Raw genomic sequence first — 16,529 nt, forward strand, 5'->3', positions numbered from 1 at the left:
GTTATAAGGGATAGGAGAAACGGGCATGATGGTAAGGATTTTCTCGCTTCTGTTAGAAAAGAAGCGGGGAAATCCTTTCTTGACGTGGTTTAGGCAACAGGCTACCATGGATTTATGGTTTGCCAAAAGGATACATACTGGACTTCACGAACCTCTATTGAAAGAAAAGAAGGAGTGCTTGTTCGTAATGAAAATGCATGAAATCCGTGAAATTATTAAGTTAATTGATCAATCATCCATTCAAGAATTTAACTTGGAAACAGAAGGTGCCAAGGTGTCTCTGAAAAAATCCAATGGTACGGAAACGATTGTCGTCACGCAACCAGCGGTTCAAGCGCCTGTTGCAGCACCCGTAGCACATATCCCGGCTCAGCCAGTTGTCGCGGCAGCGCCAGTCGCAGCAGAAGCTCCGAAAGCAGCAGCTGTACAAGCAGCGGATGACGCAAATCTCCACAAGATTGTATCTCCAATGGTAGGGACTTTCTATAGCGCACCAGAACCAGGCAAGCCGGCTTATGTACAAGCTGGTGACAAAGTGAATGCGAGCAAAGTTGTTTGCATTGTGGAAGCCATGAAACTCTTTAACGAAATCGAAGCAGAAGTAAGTGGAGAGATCGTGAAAGTGCTCGTAGAAGACGGCCAATTGGTTGAGTATGGCCAAGCATTGTTTTTGGTGAAGCCAGAATAAGGTGGGGGAGAGCGGAATGTTTCAAAAAGTATTGATTGCCAATCGCGGGGAGATTGCCGTGCGTATTATCCGTGCATGCCGCGAGCTGGGCATTCGTACGGTCGCCGTCTACTCCGAAGCGGATCGTGAAGCGCTTCATGTGAAGCTGGCCGACGAAGCCTACTGTATTGGTCCCAAGGCATCCAAGGAAAGCTATTTGAATATAGCAAACATCATGAGTGTAGCGACCAAGGTAGGGGCAGACGCCATCCATCCTGGTTATGGCTTCTTGGCAGAAAACGCCGATTTTGCCGAGATTTGTGCCGCATGTAATATTACCTTTATCGGTCCAGACCCAGAAGCCATTGTGAAGATGGGGGACAAGTCCACAGCGAAGGATACGATGAAAACGGCAGGTGTACCTACTGTACCAGGTACGGAAGGGCTGATCGAAGATGTGGCTGACGCTGTCGTTACCGCAAACAAGATTGGCTATCCTGTCATGGTCAAAGCGACGGCGGGTGGCGGCGGACGTGGTATGCGCGTAGCCGTTGACGATGAAGATTTGGAAAAAGCGATCCGTCAGGCGCAAAACGAAGCGAAAACGGCTTTTGGCAATCCAGGTGTTTACTTGGAGAAGTTCGTAGAAGGCCCGCGTCATGTGGAAATTCAAATCATGGCTGACAAGCATGGCAATGCCGTATACCTGGGTGAGCGCGACTGCTCTATCCAACGCCGTCACCAAAAGCTGATCGAGGAAGCGCCATCTCCGGCATTGAGTGAAGAGCTGCGTCGACAAATGGGTGATGCTGCTGTTGCGGCGGCAAAAGCCGTTTCTTATCACGGTGCGGGAACTGTCGAGTTTTTGTTGGACAAACATGGAAAGTTCTACTTCATGGAAATGAATACGCGTATTCAGGTAGAGCATCCTGTAACCGAGCTGGTGACTGGCTTTGACCTGATCAAGGAGCAGCTGACCGTAGCGGCAGGCCAGCCATTATCCTTTACGCAAGAGGATATCGTATTGGATGGCTGGGCTATTGAATGCCGTATTAATGCTGAGAATCCTGCGAAAAACTTCATGCCTTCGCCAGGTCGTATCACGGAATATTTGGCGCCAGGCGGCTTTGGTGTGCGCGTAGACAGTGCAGCGTATGCAGGATATTCCATTCCACCTTACTACGACTCGATGATCGCCAAGCTGATTGTGTGGGGCAAGGATCGTAACGAAGCGATTGACCGTATGAAGCGTGCGTTGGGTGAATTCGTCGTAGAAGGTATTACGACAACGATCCCATTCCATTTGAAGGTATTGGAGCACGAAGTATTTGTCAGCGGGCATTTCGATACGAAATTCTTGGAAACCTACGACTTGAACCTGGATGAAGAGTAAGTAGGGCTGATTTGTAAAAATACGGTGTGCTTGGTATAATGAATTACAAATTAGAGGGAGGTGCGAAGCATGGAAGAGTTTACTCCAGACTTAGATAGAACAGAACTTGGTAAAGTCCAGATCGCTCCCGAAGTGTTGGAAGTGATCGCCGGCATGGCTGCGTCCGAAGTAGAAGGTGTAGCGCAAATGAGCGGCGGTTTCGTAGGAGAAATAGCTGAACGATTAGGCCGTAAAAATATAGCGCGTGGTGTGCGTGTAGAGGTTGGCTCCCGCGAAGCGGCGGTGGATGTTTCGATCATTGTCAAATACGGACATCGCATCCCGGAAGTCGCTCGAAATATTCAAGATAGTGTACGCAATGCGATTGAGAGCATGACAGGTCTTTCTGTAGTGGAAGTAAACGTACATATCGTTGATGTTGAATTGAAAGCAGAAGAAAAAGTACCGGCTCCAGTACCGGTTGAAGAACACCAGCGCGTGCGCTAACAAGCAGCGGATGGATGCCCCCTACGAACAGGGGGCATTTTCCTCATTTGAAAACGTGATTTTGGTTTAGGCGTAGAGCATACATTCATGGAGTTTTCTGGAGCGTGCCGTGTTTGTCTCCTTTTTCAAACATGGCTGAAAGGAGAGGTGCTTGTGAACTTGTTTGACCGCTTTATCTTGACGATTTATAGCTTTGCGCTCATTGTTTTGTCCTGCATCGCGATAGCAGCGACCAGCGGATTGATCTCGCAAGATTTTTTCCGCCCATATGTGGATCAGATGCTGGCGGGTACGAACATCACCTATCTCATTGTCGCGATCATTTTCCTCGTAGTCAGCCTTCGCTTCTTTTTCAGTTCTTTCCGCTCTAACAAGCCTAAAGTAGAACGGGGAATCCGTCAGCGCAGTGATTTGGGTGAGGTCAACATTACGATTCAGACGATCCAGACCATTGCAGAGCGTGCCGCCCGCCGAGTAAAAGGCGTGCGCGATCTGAAAACGACAGTCAAAGCACTCGAGAGCGGCAATATTATCACCCTGCGTGTTTCGGTAGATGGAGAAACGCCATTGCCTGAACTGACACAGAAGCTACAGGCTGACGTGAAGGAGCAAGTCGAGGGGATTGCTGGTGTTGTCATTTCTGAGGTGACCATTGTCGTGACGGAAGTAGCACAGCAGGAAAACTACTCGTCTCGTAAACGGGTGGAATAGAAGGTGAAGTAAATGATGCGGGAGTTAATGTGGGAACACAAGGGGAAGCTAATGGGGGTTTTTGCCGGACTTTTTTTAGGCATCATCTACCTTCTCGTGGGATTTTGGGATACACTGGTTTTTGTTGTGTTTGTCGGGACCGGTTATTATATTGGACGAAAGCTCGATCATAAAGAAGACTTGCGTGAAATACTCGACAAGATTTTGCCAGGCAAGTTTCGGTGAAAGAAGCAAAGGCCGAGCTCATTTTAATTAGTAGGTGAATGAATGGTATGAAACGAAGAACAGCACGAGAAAAAGTAGTTCAATGTCTTTTCCAAATTGATATGGCAGAGGTTCCGCTAACAGATGCGGTTGCTCTCGTCATGGAAGAATCCGAGGAAAATGCACAGTATTTACGTTATCTCCTCGATGGTGTATTGAAAAACTTGACTGAGATTGATGCAGAAATCAAGAAGTATCTGCGTGGATGGCAATTGGAACGCATCGCCAATGTAGATCGCGCTATTCTTCGTCTGGCTTTTTACGAGATCATGTTTGAGCAAGACACACCTGACAAAGTCGTGATGAACGAAGCGATTGAGGTCGCGAAGCTGTTTAGCGACGAGCAGTCCCACAGGTACATTAACGGTGTATTGTCGAGCTTCTTGCAATCACGTGAAACCAAGCAGGCGTAATAGGTAGGAGATACAAGCATGAGTAAGGTAATGTTGGGAATCGACACGAGCAATTACCGGACATCACTGTGCTTGGCTGAGGAAGACGGCCGAATTGTCGCAGAAGCAAAACGCCTTTTGAAAGTAAAGGAGGGCAAGCGCGGACTGCAACAATCCGAAGCCGTCTTTCAGCATGTGATGAACCTGCCGGAATTAAGTGATGAGATGAAGTGGAAGGACTACGAGATTGCAGCGATTTGTGTAAGTGAGAAGCCACGCCCGCAAGACGGATCGTATATGCCTGTATTTAAAGTAGGAGAAGGCTTGGCGAAATCGTTGGCGACTTATTTGCGCGTTCCGCTGCACTTGACGACGCATCAAGAGGGACATATTGCGGCAGGGGAATACACTGCTGAGGTGCGTCCGACAGAAGACCGCTTTTTGGCTGTGCATTTGTCTGGAGGTACCAGCGAGTTGCTGTTGTGCGAGCGTCATGCAGCCGGATATACCATTGAGAAAATCGGTGGGACGATCGATCTGCACGCAGGTCAACTGGTCGATCGGATTGGTGTGGCACTTGGTCTGTCCTTTCCTGCAGGTCCTGCATTGGAGCAGTTAGCAAAGGAAGCAACAGGTGAGTTTCGTGTTTCTTCGGCGGTTGACGGACTTTCCTTTAGTTTTTCTGGTCCAGAAGCATCGCTTTTACGGGAAGTGGAGAAGGGGAGTACGAGCCCTGCTGAGATTGCGCGAGCGACAGAGCAATGTATTGCCAATGCACTAGAGAAGTCCTTGCGCCATGCAGTAGAGCAAGGCTACCCGAAGGACATCTTGATTGTAGGAGGAGTAGCTGCTAATTATTACATTCGTGAGCGGCTGATCAAACGACTGGAACACCCTGCCGTGAAGGCGAAGCTGTACTTCTGTGACCCCGTTTACTCCGGTGATAATGCCTATGGAGTCGCAATGTTGGGTTGGATGAAGCAAAAGGCGAACATTAAATAAATAAGAACTTTTTATAATTCGCCTTTACAGCTGAGGGAGAAATCGGTACACTTAACGTATCGACGTTGATAAAGGAGGCATTTTCTCCATGGCTGCAACCATTCTCCAGGGAAAAGAAGTCGCACAGAGTATTCGGGCCGAATTGGCGAACGAAGTAGTTGAATTGAAAAAACAAGGGGTCGTACCGGGTTTGACTGTTGTCATTGTAGGAGACGACCCAGCTTCTCACTCTTATGTACGGGGTAAGGCAAAAGGCTGTGAGGAAGTTGGTATTTCATCCGAGATCATTCGGAAGGACGCTGACATCACAGAGGAAGAGTTGTTGGTTATCATTCAACAGTTGAACGAAAATCCGAACGTTAATGGGATTTTGGTTCAGCTTCCTCTTCCTGCTCATATTTCAGAGCATGCGGTCATTGAAGCCATTGCTCCTGAAAAAGATGTGGACGGTTTCCATCCGATTAGCATAGGCAACATGGTACTGGGAAATGATACGATGCTTCCTTGCACACCGCATGGAATTATTGAATTGATCAAGCGCACAGGCACCCAGATGGCAGGCAAACACGCAGTGGTGATCGGACGTAGCAACATCGTTGGTAAGCCGGTATCATTGCTGCTGCAACAGGAAAATGCTACGGTAACCATGTGTCATTCTCGCACGCAAAATCTCGAGGAATACACCCAAAAGGCGGACATCCTCGTCGTTGCAACTGGTAGGGCTCATATGATCGGCAAGGAGCATGTTAAACCGGGCGCTGTCGTCATTGATGTCGGTGTGAATCGCATTGAAACGGGTAAGCTCGTTGGAGATGTCAAGTTCGACGAGGTCAAAGATGTGGCTAGCTTTATTACCCCAGTTCCAGGCGGTGTTGGCCCGATGACGATTACGATGCTGCTGAAAAATACTGTTGCGGCGGCGAAAAAGCAAGCAAAACAATAGAAGAAAATCGGCAACTTATTATAGAATGGATAAGGCATAAGCTTTATCCATTCTTTTGCATAGTCCTTGTTGCATGCACGGCAAAGCCAAGTTTTTGTAAAGGAGGGGCCGCATGGCATTACAAGATATTTTATCTGTCAGTGATCTCAATCGTTATATTAAGCTGGTGCTGGAAAAGGAACCCCACTTGCAAGATATATGGGTGAGGGGAGAAATCTCCAATTTTACTCACCATTCCAGCGGTCATATGTATTTCACGCTAAAGGACAAGCAGTCACGCATCAAAGTCGTCATGTTTGCGAGTTATAATCGCTTCCTGCGTTTCTTGCCCAAAGATGGCGCAAAAGCGATTGTGCGAGGGTCTATTTCTGCATACGAACGGGATGGCGCGTATCAGTTTTACGCCAAAGAGATGCAGCCAGACGGTCTTGGCTCGCTTTATTTAGCATTCGAGCAGCTGAAAGAAAAATTGGCGCAAGAAGGGTTGTTTGCAGCAGAGAGAAAGCGGATGCTCCCGCGTTTTCCCAAACGTGTCGGTGTCGTCACTTCTCCGACAGGAGCTGCCATCCGAGATATTTGCACGACGATTCGCAGACGATATCCGCAAGCAGAAATCGTACTTTCACCAGCCGTTGTCCAAGGTGCGGATGCACCTGCATCGATTGTCTCCGCTATTCGGATCATGAACGATCAGCCTGATATTGATGTTCTCATTGTAGGGCGTGGTGGAGGTTCCATCGAGGAGCTGTGGGCGTTTAATGATGAAAACGTCGCGAGGGCAATTGCTACTTCACTCATTCCCGTCATCTCCGCTGTAGGACACGAGACGGATGTGACCATCGCCGATTTCGTAGCAGATGTACGGGCAGCTACGCCGACAGCCGCAGCTGAATTGGCTGTACCGCATTATTTGGAATGGGTCGAAAGAGTGCGACAGCTCGAGATACGGATGCATCGAGCAGTACGTGGTACCATGACAGAGCAGAGAAATCGTTTGACACGCTTGGGCAATTCGTATGCGATGCGCCAACCGGAGCGGAGGCTGGAGGAAGCGGCAGAACGATTGGATCGGGCACATTTGCGGATGCGTCAATCCATGAAGCATTTGCTGGACAGAAGACGCGAACGCTATACGCGATTAGATGAACAGATCAAGCGCTATCGCCTCGCTGATCAAATTGGAGAGAAAAGAAAAAATCTGTCAAAGCTCCGCGCCACCTTGGACGAACGGATGCTGGGCCGTCTCAACCAAAAAAGAATGGCATTCGCAGCTAGAATAGCGACGTTGGAAGCACTGAGTCCACTAAAGGTCATGCAGCGTGGATTCTCACTCGTATACACCAATGACAGGCTCGTGAAATCGGTGGAACAGTTTGCCCCTGGCGATGAGATCATGGTACGATTAAGTGATGGCAGTGCGACTGCACGTGTGGAAAAAGTGAATCGGGAGGAGGAGAAGCAGAGTGGCTCGCAAAAAAACGGAACAAGAGACTGATGTGCAGTTCGAGGACGCGATGAAGCGCCTGGAAGAAGTCGTCAATCGACTTGAAGAAGGAGATATTCCCCTCGAAGAAGCGATTACGCTATATCAGGAAGGAGTGACTCTTTCCAGAATTTGTGGTCAAAAGCTGGATGCAATCGAAGCGAAGATTACCCAGTTGGTGGAAGAAGACGGACAGGTAAAGCAGAAGGCGTTTCGCGTGGAAGGAGAATCATGATCGGCGTGCATACATTCGAGAGTTATTTGGTGGAAAAGACCGCCTATATAGAGCAAAGACTCTTGCCAGCCCTTGAGCAGCAAGGAGTTCCGGAAAACTTGTACGAATCCATGAAGTATTCGCTCATGGCAGGCGGAAAAAGGTTGCGTCCCATGCTGGTGTTGGCGGTCCTCGAAGCATTGGACAAGCCGATTGAACGGGGCGTGGCATTTGCGGTTGCCCTGGAAATGATACATACGTACTCCTTGATTCACGATGACCTCCCGGCGATGGACGACGATGATCTTCGTCGCGGTAAACCGACCAATCACAAAGTATTCGGTGAAGCAACAGCCATTCTCGCAGGAGATGCCTTGCTGACGCGTGCGTTTGCATACATTGCAGAGGCTTACATGGATCGCACCGATGTTTCAGCGGCTACTACCGTGAACCTGATTGCGGAGCTGGGCAAACGTGCAGGAGCAACTGGCATGGTCGGCGGACAGATGGCGGATATCGAAGGGGAGAGCAAGCGCCTTAATCTGGATCAGCTCGAATTTATCCATCGTCACAAAACAGGTGATCTCTTGATCGCAGCCTTGCGCGGGGGAGGCTACCTCGCAGAAGCATCCGAAGGCCAAATGGAAGCATTGACACGCTATGGTGTTTGCATCGGTCTTGCTTTTCAAATTCAGGATGACATCTTGAATGTGGAAGGGGATGCCCAAGAGCTGGGGAAAGCAGTTGGCAGCGATGCGGATCGGGAAAAGGCAACGTACCCATCGCTTCTTGGTCTAGCCGAATCGAAGGCGCGTCTTGACGAATTAATTGCCGAGGCAAAAGCAGCGCTTGCGGATGCGGGAATCGAGAACTCTGCACTCAGCCCGTTGGCGGACTACGTGCGTGATCGCAATAAATAAAGGAAAGCTGGCAACCCATACGGGAACTGCCAGCTTTTTTTGTATACCTACCGATTACAAGCTTTTATCGTCAATGCTATTTAAGAATTGTTCAATCTCGCCAATCACCGATGGAATGCAGTCGTCCTCAAATGGAGAATAGAGCTTCGCCACTTGCACCAGCTCGAGGAACGATTTGCTTCCGCCTTCGCGGCAAAGCGTCAAATAATCCTCCCAAGCTTGTTTTGGCTCAGATTGAGATCGTTTCCAAAATTGGAACGCGCAAATCTGGGCTAGTGTGTAGTCAATGTAATAGAAGGGGCTTTGGAAAATATGGGTTTGCTGCTGCCAGAACCCGCCCTCTTCAAGATACGCATTCTGTGCGTAATTGCGATGCGGTAGGTACTTACGCTCAATTTCACGCCAAGCCTGTTTACGCTCTGCCGGGGTCATATCTGGATTCTCGTAGACAACATGCTGGAACTCATCAACAGATACGCCATACGGTATGAACTGGAGTCCGCTGCTCAGATGTGAGAATTTGTATTTGTCGGTATCTTCTTTGAAAAAATGCTCCATCCATGGCCACGTCAAAAATTCCATGCTCATTGAATGTATTTCACACGCCTCATAGGTTGGGAAATGATATTCAGGCACCTCAAAATCTCGGCTTACATACACCTGAAACGCATGTCCTGCCTCGTGCGTAAGTACGTCGATATCACCGGACGTACCATTAAAATTGGCGAAAATAAAGGGGAGCCTGTATTGGCTGATGTATTCACAGTAGCCGCCAGTTGCCTTCCCTTTTTTGCTCAATAAATCTAAACAGTCATTGTCCAGCATGAAGTTGTAAAATTCGTCCGTTTCAGGTGACAACTCGGCATACATCTTTTTCCCGTTTTCCACAATCCATTCCGGTGGGCCTTTCGGGCTTGGATTCCCTGTAGCAAAATCAAAGGAAAGATCGTAATACTCAAGTGTATCGACACCAATGCGTTGTCGCTGACGTTCGACGAGCTTTGATGATACTGGAACGATGTGCTCTAGCACTTGCTGGCGGAAACTGGCTACCATTTCTGCATTGTAGTCGGTACGATTCAGACGTGCATAAGCTAGCTCAACAAAGCTATTGAAGCCGAGTTTTTTGGCGATGCGTGTGCGTACCTTGACGAGCTGATCGTAGATGCGATCAAATTCGTCCGTATGTTGCCGCATATAATCATACTTCGCTTCATTCGCACGTTTGCGCATGTCTCTATCTTTCGCAATTGTAAAAGGAATCATCTCTGAAAGGTTTCGCTCTTCTCCTTCAAACATGATTTTGGCAGATGCTTTCAGTGCGACATATTGACTGGCCAAACGGTTTTCTTCCTGCAAATCAGAAATGACTTCCGGCGAAAATGTACGGAGTGTGCTCTCTGCGATGCGAAACAGCTGTGCACCCCATTTTTCTTCCAATTGTGCGCGGAAGGGAGAATCGACGATCGCCTGATAGTAGCGGGAAACGATGCCGGTATACACAGGAGTGGCTTCATCCCAGTAGTCCTGCTCCGCCTTGTAGAAGGAATCCTCTGTATTGATTGTGTGGCGGATTTGTGCGACATACCGCGCAGATTCCACTTCTTGTCTCAATTTGTTCAATTGAGCCATGATCGTATCTTGCTCGGAGAAACTTGAAGCATGTTGAAACGCTTCCAATAATTGTGTGAATTGTCCTTCAACTGCGTTCATATCCATGCGCTCATACTGAATTTGTGAGAACTTCACGGACGTCACCTCTTTTGTTCGGAGTATGTATTCAAAATTATCTTACCAGAAAATACAAGATATCGCCTTCATATTCGTATATGTTGATCAAAAGTGGTGTTTTTATTAAGAAACCGTTATAATGAATCAAGCTGAAAATAAGCGGAATCGGCTATAGCAATAAGGAAAGCCGGGTTTTCTAGTGGCTTGATTGATATGCAGCATGCACAATCGCCGGAGAACGAACAGTGGAAAGTGAGGAATACCAATGCTGCTTACTACTATAAATGATCCTCAAGACTTGAAAAAGTGCACGCAACCGCAGTTACATACATTGGCATCCGAGATCCGTCAGTTTCTAATCGAAACGCTTTCGAAAACAGGAGGACATCTCGCGCCGAATCTGGGAGTTGTCGAGCTGACGTTAGCTCTGCATTACGTTTTTGACAGTCCAAAAGACAAGCTGATTTGGGATGTCGGACATCAAGCCTACGTACATAAGATGCTGACAGGACGCCGGGAGATGTTTCCGACCTTGCGCCAGTACAAAGGTCTGTGCGGGTTCCCTAAAATGGTGGAAAGCCCGCATGACGTCTGGGAAACCGGGCATAGCAGTACTTCGTTGTCTGCCGCAATGGGGATGGCGACTGCTCGGGATTTGAAAAAGGAAAAGAACCATGTCGTAGCTGTGATTGGTGACGGTGCCTTGACAGGTGGTATGGCTTTAGAAGCCTTGAACCACATCGGTCATGAACGCAAGAATGTCATCGTTGTGCTAAATGATAACGAGATGTCTATTGCGCCAAACGTTGGTGCCTTGCACAACTACTTGGGGAAAATTCGCTCGACGGAGAACTATCAGTGGGCGAAGGATGAAGTCGAAGGCTTGTTGAAATCGATACCGGCTGTAGGGGGCAAATTGGCTCATATGGCTGAGCGCTTCAAGGACAGCATGAAGTACCTGCTCGTATCTGGCGTTCTTTTCGAAGAACTCGGCTTTACGTATATTGGTCCGATTGACGGACATAACATGGAGCTATTACTCGATACATTGAAGACGGCCAAGCATACAAAAGGACCTGTATTGATCCATGCCATCACGAAAAAAGGACTGGGCTATGCCCCAGCTGAAGCTGATTCGGTCAAGTGGCATGGTATCGGTACGTATAAAATCGAGTCAGGTGATACACCGAAATCCGCACCAACGTATACATCCGTTTTTGCCGATACCATGATGAAGCTTGCGGATGAAGACCATTCCATTGTGGCTGTGACTCCTGCGATGCCAGCGGGTTCAGGCTTGATCCCATTTGGACAGAAGTATCCTGACAGACTGTTTGACGTTGGGATTGCAGAGCAGCACGCATGTACATTTGCGGCAGGATTAGCGACACAAGGTTTGAAGCCGGTCTTTGCGATTTATTCGACCTTCTTGCAAAGAGCCTATGATCAGTTGATCCACGATGTCGCACGCCAAAAACTCCATGTGATTTTCGCCGTTGACCGTGCTGGACTCGTCGGAGCAGACGGGGAGACACACCAAGGGATGTACGATGTGGCATTCATGCGCATCATTCCGAATATGGTCATCATGGCACCGAAGGACGAAAATGAGCTGCGTCACATGATGAAGACAGCAGTGGAATATAAAGGTGGTCCGATCTCTTATCGTTATCCGCGATTGCCGACTCGTGGCGTCAAAATGGATGAAGAGCTGCAAGTGCTGCCAATCGGAAAAGCGGAGATTGTACGCGAAGGCAAACACGTGGCGATTCTCTCGTTCGGTCACGTATTCGAAATTGCGGAGGCGGCGGTCAATCAGCTTCAAGAAGAGGGAATCAAACCGATGCTGGTCAATGCACGTTTTTGCAAGCCGTTGGACGAAGAGCTTCTATTCCGTCTGGCAAAGGAAGGCTACGATATCATTACGGTTGAAGAAGGCAGTGAAATGGGCGGCTTCGGCAGCGCTGTCATTGAATGCTACAGTCGTGCAGGCTATCACGGCATGAATGTACAGATTGTCGCGGTACCTGATTATTTTGTTGAGCATGGAAGTGTGAAGGAACAGCGGCAAGAGGTAGGGCTCACAGCTGATCATATCGCTGCTCGTGTCCGATCCTTGATGCCAATTTCGAAGGGCGTAGTGGAAGCATGAGTGTAAGAAAAGAACGGATTGATGTTCTCTTGGTCGAAAGAGGCCATTATGAGACTAGAGAAAAAGCAAAAGCAGCCGTAATGGCAGGTCTTGTGCAGGTAGCTGGCGACCGCTGTGACAAGCCGGGAACCAAATTTGCCGAGGATGTTGCGATTACGGTGAAGGGCGAGGTACACCCGTATGTGAGTCGGGGTGGCCTCAAGCTGGAAAAAGCATTACGTGTCTTTGAAATCGACATGAAGGATCGTGTCATGATGGACATCGGGGCATCCACTGGCGGATTTACGGACTGTGCGCTACAAAACGGTGCCCGGCTTGTTTACGCCATTGATGTCGGGTATGGACAACTCGCGTGGAGCTTGCGACAGGATGAACGAGTGGTCGTCATGGAACGGACGAATTTCCGTCATATGGACCCGGATGCGTTTGAACATGAACGGCCAAACGCCGCATCGATTGACGTATCGTTTATTTCGTTGCGATTGATCTTACCAGTGCTGTACCGTTTTCTGACGGATGGCGGTGACGTCGTCGCGCTGATCAAGCCTCAATTTGAAGCTGGCAAGGATAGAGTCGGAAAGAATGGAATCGTTCGTGATCCAGACGTACACGAAAGCGTACTGACTGACATCGGTCAATTTGCCAGTGGATTGGGTTTCGCGCTAAAGGGCTTGGACTACTCTCCCATTACAGGGGGAGAAGGAAACATTGAATTTGTTATGCATGTCCAAAAAAGTGAAGGCGGCATGGATTCGGAAGCTTGGCTGCAATGCGTAACAGAGGTAGTTGCGTCTGCTCATGCGAATTTGAAATAGGATAAAAAACCAAAGCCTCGGGAGTTTTGTCACAATCGAGGCTTTTTATTTATGCATGTGAAGTTGTATACTTGTATATGAGGTTGTTCAAGAAGGATTTCCAACCAACCAGTTTTGGGGTGGACCACGTGAAGAAAATTGGAATCATAGCGAACAAAGGAAAACCCGAAGCACGTATCGTTGCACGGGAACTGCTGTATTTACTGGAGGACAGAGGGGCGCAAGTATTCCTGGATGACCATATCGCATCAGATGTAGGGCATCCAGAACTGGGCACATCTGTAGAAGAGATGGGGAAACAAGCGGATTTGGTTTGTGTATTGGGAGGCGATGGCACGCTACTCAGAATTGCTCGCCAGCTTGCCGGTCACTCTATCCCGATCTTTGGAATCAATTTAGGCACGTTGGGCTTTTTGTCGGAAGCGGAGCCGGAGCATCTGCCTCAGGCTGTCGACAATCTCCTTTCAGGAAAGTACGACATTGAAAAGAGAGCGATGCTGGAAGCTTGTTTGGTGCGAAAAGGAATCACACTGGGGACATACACGGCCATGAATGATATAGGGATTGCCAAAGGGTCATTTTGCCGGATCATTCAATGTGCAGTCTTTTTGGATGATGAGTACGTCGCGACGTTCAGTGGAGATGGTGTCATTGTCTCCACGCCGACAGGATCAACGGCATACTCACTTTCTGCAGGCGGTCCGATAGTGGCTCCCAATGTGGACATGCTATTACTGACACCAGTGGCTCCTCATTCCTTGACGGCTCGACCAATGGTATTGTCAGGCAATCAGACGATCCGGGTCGAAGTGGATGCCATTCATCAGGAGATGGGACTGTCCATTGACGGTCAGTTTGGCTATCGACTCGAGGGCGGCGATCAGATTTACATTAAAAAGTCACCGTGTGTTACCCCGCTGATTAAGTGGAAAAAAGGTGGCTTTTTCGAAGCGATACGAACGAAATTACAAGGGGAATGGGAGTAATCCATATGAACAAAGGGCAACGACATATTCGTATTCGGGATATCATCAGTAATCAAGAGGTGGAAACACAGGATGATCTGGTGGACCGCTTGCGGACTGCTGGCTTTAACGTAACGCAAGCGACTGTATCCCGAGACATCAAGGAACTACATTTGGTAAAAGTGCCGCTCCCTGATGGACGATATAAGTATTCAATGCCTGCTGAACAAAAATTCAATCCACTGCAAAAGCTGAAACGCATGCTTGTGGATTCCTTTATTAGCATTGACCAAGCCGATCATTTTATTGTACTGAAGACACTTTCGGGACATGCGAATGCGGTAGCTGAACTGATTGACAACCTTCCCTGGGAAGAAATCATGGGGACAATCAGTGGCGACAACACTATCCTGATTATTTGCCGTTCCAAAGAAAATACCAATGAAGTGACAAAACGCTTAATGGAAATGTTGTAGAAGGTGGTCGCTCGCGATGCTAGTGGAACTCTCGATCCGAAATTTTGCCATCATCAAATCAGTGACGATCTCATTCCAAAAAGGCTTAAACATCCTGACAGGGGAGACTGGTGCCGGTAAATCCATCATTATCGATGCGCTAGGACTGTTGTTAGGAGGCCGGGCTTCGGCTGATTTTGTCCGATATGGTGAGCCTCGTGCAGAAGTGGAAGGACTGTTTGAATTGCCGCCTGGTCACCCTGGACTTGACGTTTGTAAGAATGTCGGCGTCCAGATTGAGCAAGACGGAATGCTCGTGGTACGTCGAGATATCTCGAACCAAGGGAAGAGTATCATTCGAATCAATGGACAGCTCGTGACTCTCGCAATGCTGCGTGAGTTAGGGCCATGGCTGGTTACGGTACATGGACAACACGATACGCATATGCTGATGCAGTCAGACAAGCATATCAATTGGCTTGACGCGTATGGGGAAAGTGCGTTGGGAGCTGCGAAACAAGAGTACAGTACCCTGTATACGGCGTACCGCAAAACAAAGCAAGATCTGGAGCGAATGGCACGCAATGATCGGGAGCTGGTACAGCGTATCGATCTGTTGCAATATCAGCTCGATGAAATTGAATCGGCAACCCTTACGCCTGGTGAAGACGAGAAGCTCATGCAGCAGCGGAAAAAGTGGATGAACATTGAAAAAGTTTATTCAACGATTCAAGATGCATACCGTGCATTGCATGGTGACCAGAAGGGCATGGATTGGTTGGGACATGCGATGGGAGAGCTTGAGCGTGGTGTGAACTACGAAGAACAGCTCGTTCCGATTTTGGAGATAGTCCAATCGGCATACTATCAGATAGAAGATGTGGTGCATAACCTTCGTCAATTATCGTACCAAATGGATTTTGAACCGGAGCAGCTGGCAGAAGTAGAGCGCCGCCTTGATCAAATCCAGTCGCTAAAACGCAAGTATGGCAAAAGCGTAGACGATATTTTGGAGTACGCGGCCACGATTCAGGATGAATTGGATGACATGCATCACTACGAAGATCGCCTCCAGCAGGTGGAAAAGCAATTGCAGGAGTTCGCAGCCGATTTGGCAGTGGAGGCATTGGAGTTGTCGGTTATTCGTTCCGAATGTGCAGGAAAGCTCGCACAAGAAATCGAGCAGCAGCTAAAAGAACTGCACATGGAGCGTGCTCGTTTTGCCATCGACGTCAGACAGACACCGGATGATGACGGGGTAGAAATCGACGGAATCAAGCGCTTTGTAGATGCGAATGGAATGGATCAGATCGAGTTTTTAATTTCACCTAACCCGGGAGAACCATTGCGTCCCTTGGCGAAGATTGCTTCTGGTGGGGAGTTGTCTCGCGTCATGCTGGCCATTAAAACGATTTTGGCGGGCACGGATCAAGTGGAGACCCTTATTTTTGATGAAGTCGACACGGGTGTAAGCGGAAGAGCAGCTCAAGCGATAGCAGAAAAGCTTGCTCGAGTCGCTGGGCAGCGCCAAGTCCTTTGTATTACTCACTTGCCACAGGTCGCATCCATGGCAGACGCTCATTTTCTGATTAAAAAGGAAATGAGCGAGAATGAAACAGAGACGCGGGTGAATCGTTTGTCTGATGATGAACGGGTATCAGAGCTGGCTCGGATGCTAAGCGGGGCAGAGGTCACAGCAAAAACTGAAGAACATGCGCGCGAGATGATCCTTCTCGGCCGCGAACGAAAGACTGTCAGCTAATTTGGTTGGCGGTCTTTTTTTTATTGGAGGCAGGTACAACGATGTTCTCGTCAAGGGCTTGTGAAGGCTGGGTTTCTAATGTTTTGAGTGGGTTATTTTCCTGACATAATCCGCTTGGCTGGTGGCAACATTAAAGGTACACAAGGTGGAGGTGTCCCTCATGACCGCTTTCGG

At 48.5% G+C, this 16,529-nt stretch carries 17 protein-coding genes; 16 read left to right on the top strand and 1 reads right to left on the bottom strand.

Annotated features, from left to right (window positions below; translation table 11 throughout):
* Positions 1-187: 187 nt before the first annotated feature.
* From accB to BBR47_RS11975, 11 genes are all read left to right on the top strand, one after another.
* Positions 188-688: an acetyl-CoA carboxylase biotin carboxyl carrier protein gene (gene accB / locus BBR47_RS11925; protein ID WP_012686025.1), complete on the top strand. Its 501-nt coding sequence runs from the start codon at positions 188-190 to the stop codon at positions 686-688.
* Positions 689-704: 16 nt separating this feature from the next.
* Entirely contained in the window at positions 705-2,060 is a 1,356-nt protein-coding gene (accC, locus tag BBR47_RS11930) for an acetyl-CoA carboxylase biotin carboxylase subunit (protein ID WP_012686026.1), read from the top strand.
* 69 nt (positions 2,061-2,129) lie between these two features.
* A complete protein-coding gene (locus BBR47_RS11935; RefSeq protein WP_012686027.1) occupies positions 2,130-2,546 on the top strand; it encodes an Asp23/Gls24 family envelope stress response protein in 417 nt (138 codons plus the stop codon).
* Between the two features lie 153 nt (positions 2,547-2,699).
* Positions 2,700-3,257, top strand: a complete 558-nt coding sequence (amaP, locus tag BBR47_RS11940; protein WP_041749379.1) for an alkaline shock response membrane anchor protein AmaP — start codon at positions 2,700-2,702, stop codon at positions 3,255-3,257.
* 12 nt (positions 3,258-3,269) lie between these two features.
* Positions 3,270-3,482: a DUF2273 domain-containing protein gene (locus BBR47_RS11945; RefSeq protein WP_012686029.1), complete on the top strand. Its 213-nt coding sequence runs from the start codon at positions 3,270-3,272 to the stop codon at positions 3,480-3,482.
* Positions 3,483-3,529: 47 nt separating this feature from the next.
* The gene (gene nusB, locus BBR47_RS11950) at positions 3,530-3,934 is read left to right on the top strand and encodes a transcription antitermination factor NusB (protein ID WP_041749380.1); all 405 of its coding nucleotides are present in this window, start codon (positions 3,530-3,532) and stop codon (positions 3,932-3,934) included.
* 18 nt (positions 3,935-3,952) lie between these two features.
* Positions 3,953-4,915: an O-sialoglycoprotein endopeptidase gene (locus BBR47_RS11955; protein ID WP_012686031.1), complete on the top strand. Its 963-nt coding sequence runs from the start codon at positions 3,953-3,955 to the stop codon at positions 4,913-4,915.
* Between the two features lie 88 nt (positions 4,916-5,003).
* The gene (folD, locus tag BBR47_RS11960; RefSeq protein WP_012686032.1) at positions 5,004-5,858 is read left to right on the top strand and encodes a bifunctional methylenetetrahydrofolate dehydrogenase/methenyltetrahydrofolate cyclohydrolase FolD; all 855 of its coding nucleotides are present in this window, start codon (positions 5,004-5,006) and stop codon (positions 5,856-5,858) included.
* Between the two features lie 112 nt (positions 5,859-5,970).
* On the top strand, positions 5,971-7,353 hold the full coding sequence (xseA, locus tag BBR47_RS11965; protein ID WP_012686033.1) for an exodeoxyribonuclease VII large subunit: 1,383 nt from the start codon (positions 5,971-5,973) through the stop codon (positions 7,351-7,353).
* Positions 7,322-7,576, top strand: coding sequence for an exodeoxyribonuclease VII small subunit (gene xseB / locus BBR47_RS11970; RefSeq protein WP_012686034.1), 255 nt, complete (start codon positions 7,322-7,324; stop codon positions 7,574-7,576). Before xseA ends, xseB begins: the two co-directional genes overlap by 32 nt.
* A complete protein-coding gene (locus BBR47_RS11975; RefSeq protein WP_012686035.1) occupies positions 7,573-8,475 on the top strand; it encodes a polyprenyl synthetase family protein in 903 nt (300 codons plus the stop codon). Before xseB ends, BBR47_RS11975 begins: the two co-directional genes overlap by 4 nt.
* A gap of 54 nt (positions 8,476-8,529) precedes the next feature.
* Here BBR47_RS11975 and BBR47_RS11980 read toward each other — a convergent pair whose 3' ends face one another.
* The gene (locus tag BBR47_RS11980; RefSeq protein WP_041749381.1) at positions 8,530-10,224 is read right to left on the bottom strand and encodes a M3 family oligoendopeptidase; all 1,695 of its coding nucleotides are present in this window, start codon (positions 10,222-10,224) and stop codon (positions 8,530-8,532) included.
* 247 nt (positions 10,225-10,471) lie between these two features.
* Here BBR47_RS11980 and dxs point away from each other — a divergent pair, with 247 nt between their 5' ends.
* From dxs to recN, 5 genes are all read left to right on the top strand, one after another.
* On the top strand, positions 10,472-12,358 hold the full coding sequence (dxs, locus tag BBR47_RS11985; RefSeq protein ID WP_012686037.1) for a 1-deoxy-D-xylulose-5-phosphate synthase: 1,887 nt from the start codon (positions 10,472-10,474) through the stop codon (positions 12,356-12,358).
* Complete coding sequence (locus BBR47_RS11990) at positions 12,355-13,173, top strand: TlyA family RNA methyltransferase (RefSeq protein WP_012686038.1); 819 nt, start codon at positions 12,355-12,357, stop codon at positions 13,171-13,173. Before dxs ends, BBR47_RS11990 begins: the two co-directional genes overlap by 4 nt.
* Before the next feature lie 128 nt (positions 13,174-13,301).
* On the top strand, positions 13,302-14,159 hold the full coding sequence (locus BBR47_RS11995; protein ID WP_012686039.1) for an NAD(+)/NADH kinase: 858 nt from the start codon (positions 13,302-13,304) through the stop codon (positions 14,157-14,159).
* 5 nt (positions 14,160-14,164) lie between these two features.
* Positions 14,165-14,614 (top strand): transcriptional regulator AhrC/ArgR, encoded by a 450-nt coding sequence (ahrC, locus tag BBR47_RS12000; RefSeq protein ID WP_012686040.1) that lies wholly within the window; start codon positions 14,165-14,167, stop codon positions 14,612-14,614.
* Between the two features lie 16 nt (positions 14,615-14,630).
* Entirely contained in the window at positions 14,631-16,355 is a 1,725-nt protein-coding gene (gene recN / locus BBR47_RS12005) for a DNA repair protein RecN (protein ID WP_012686041.1), read from the top strand.
* Positions 16,356-16,529 lie beyond the last annotated feature (174 nt).

This window comes from Brevibacillus brevis NBRC 100599, from assembly GCF_000010165.1.
GTDB classification, from domain to species: Bacteria; Bacillota; Bacilli; order Brevibacillales; family Brevibacillaceae; genus Brevibacillus; species Brevibacillus brevis_D.

Bases quoted from the DNA above. Each gene is read 5' to 3' on its own strand.
- BBR47_RS11945 (WP_012686029.1), top strand. From the start codon at position 3,270: ATGATGCGGGAGTTAATGTGGGAACACAAGGGGAAGCTAATGGGGGTT.
- BBR47_RS11955 (WP_012686031.1), top strand. From the start codon at position 3,953: ATGAGTAAGGTAATGTTGGGAATCGACACGAGCAATTACCGGACATCA.
- BBR47_RS11990 (WP_012686038.1), top strand. From the start codon at position 12,355: ATGAGTGTAAGAAAAGAACGGATTGATGTTCTCTTGGTCGAAAGAGGC.
- ahrC (WP_012686040.1), top strand. From the start codon at position 14,165: ATGAACAAAGGGCAACGACATATTCGTATTCGGGATATCATCAGTAAT.
- recN (WP_012686041.1), top strand. From the start codon at position 14,631: ATGCTAGTGGAACTCTCGATCCGAAATTTTGCCATCATCAAATCAGTG.
- BBR47_RS11935 (WP_012686027.1), top strand. From the start codon at position 2,130: ATGGAAGAGTTTACTCCAGACTTAGATAGAACAGAACTTGGTAAAGTC.
- dxs (WP_012686037.1), top strand. From the start codon at position 10,472: ATGCTGCTTACTACTATAAATGATCCTCAAGACTTGAAAAAGTGCACG.
- accC (WP_012686026.1), top strand. From the start codon at position 705: ATGTTTCAAAAAGTATTGATTGCCAATCGCGGGGAGATTGCCGTGCGT.
- folD (WP_012686032.1), top strand. From the start codon at position 5,004: ATGGCTGCAACCATTCTCCAGGGAAAAGAAGTCGCACAGAGTATTCGG.
- xseA (WP_012686033.1), top strand. From the start codon at position 5,971: ATGGCATTACAAGATATTTTATCTGTCAGTGATCTCAATCGTTATATT.
- BBR47_RS11975 (WP_012686035.1), top strand. From the start codon at position 7,573: ATGATCGGCGTGCATACATTCGAGAGTTATTTGGTGGAAAAGACCGCC.
- nusB (WP_041749380.1), top strand. From the start codon at position 3,530: ATGAAACGAAGAACAGCACGAGAAAAAGTAGTTCAATGTCTTTTCCAA.
- accB (WP_012686025.1), top strand. From the start codon at position 188: ATGAAAATGCATGAAATCCGTGAAATTATTAAGTTAATTGATCAATCA.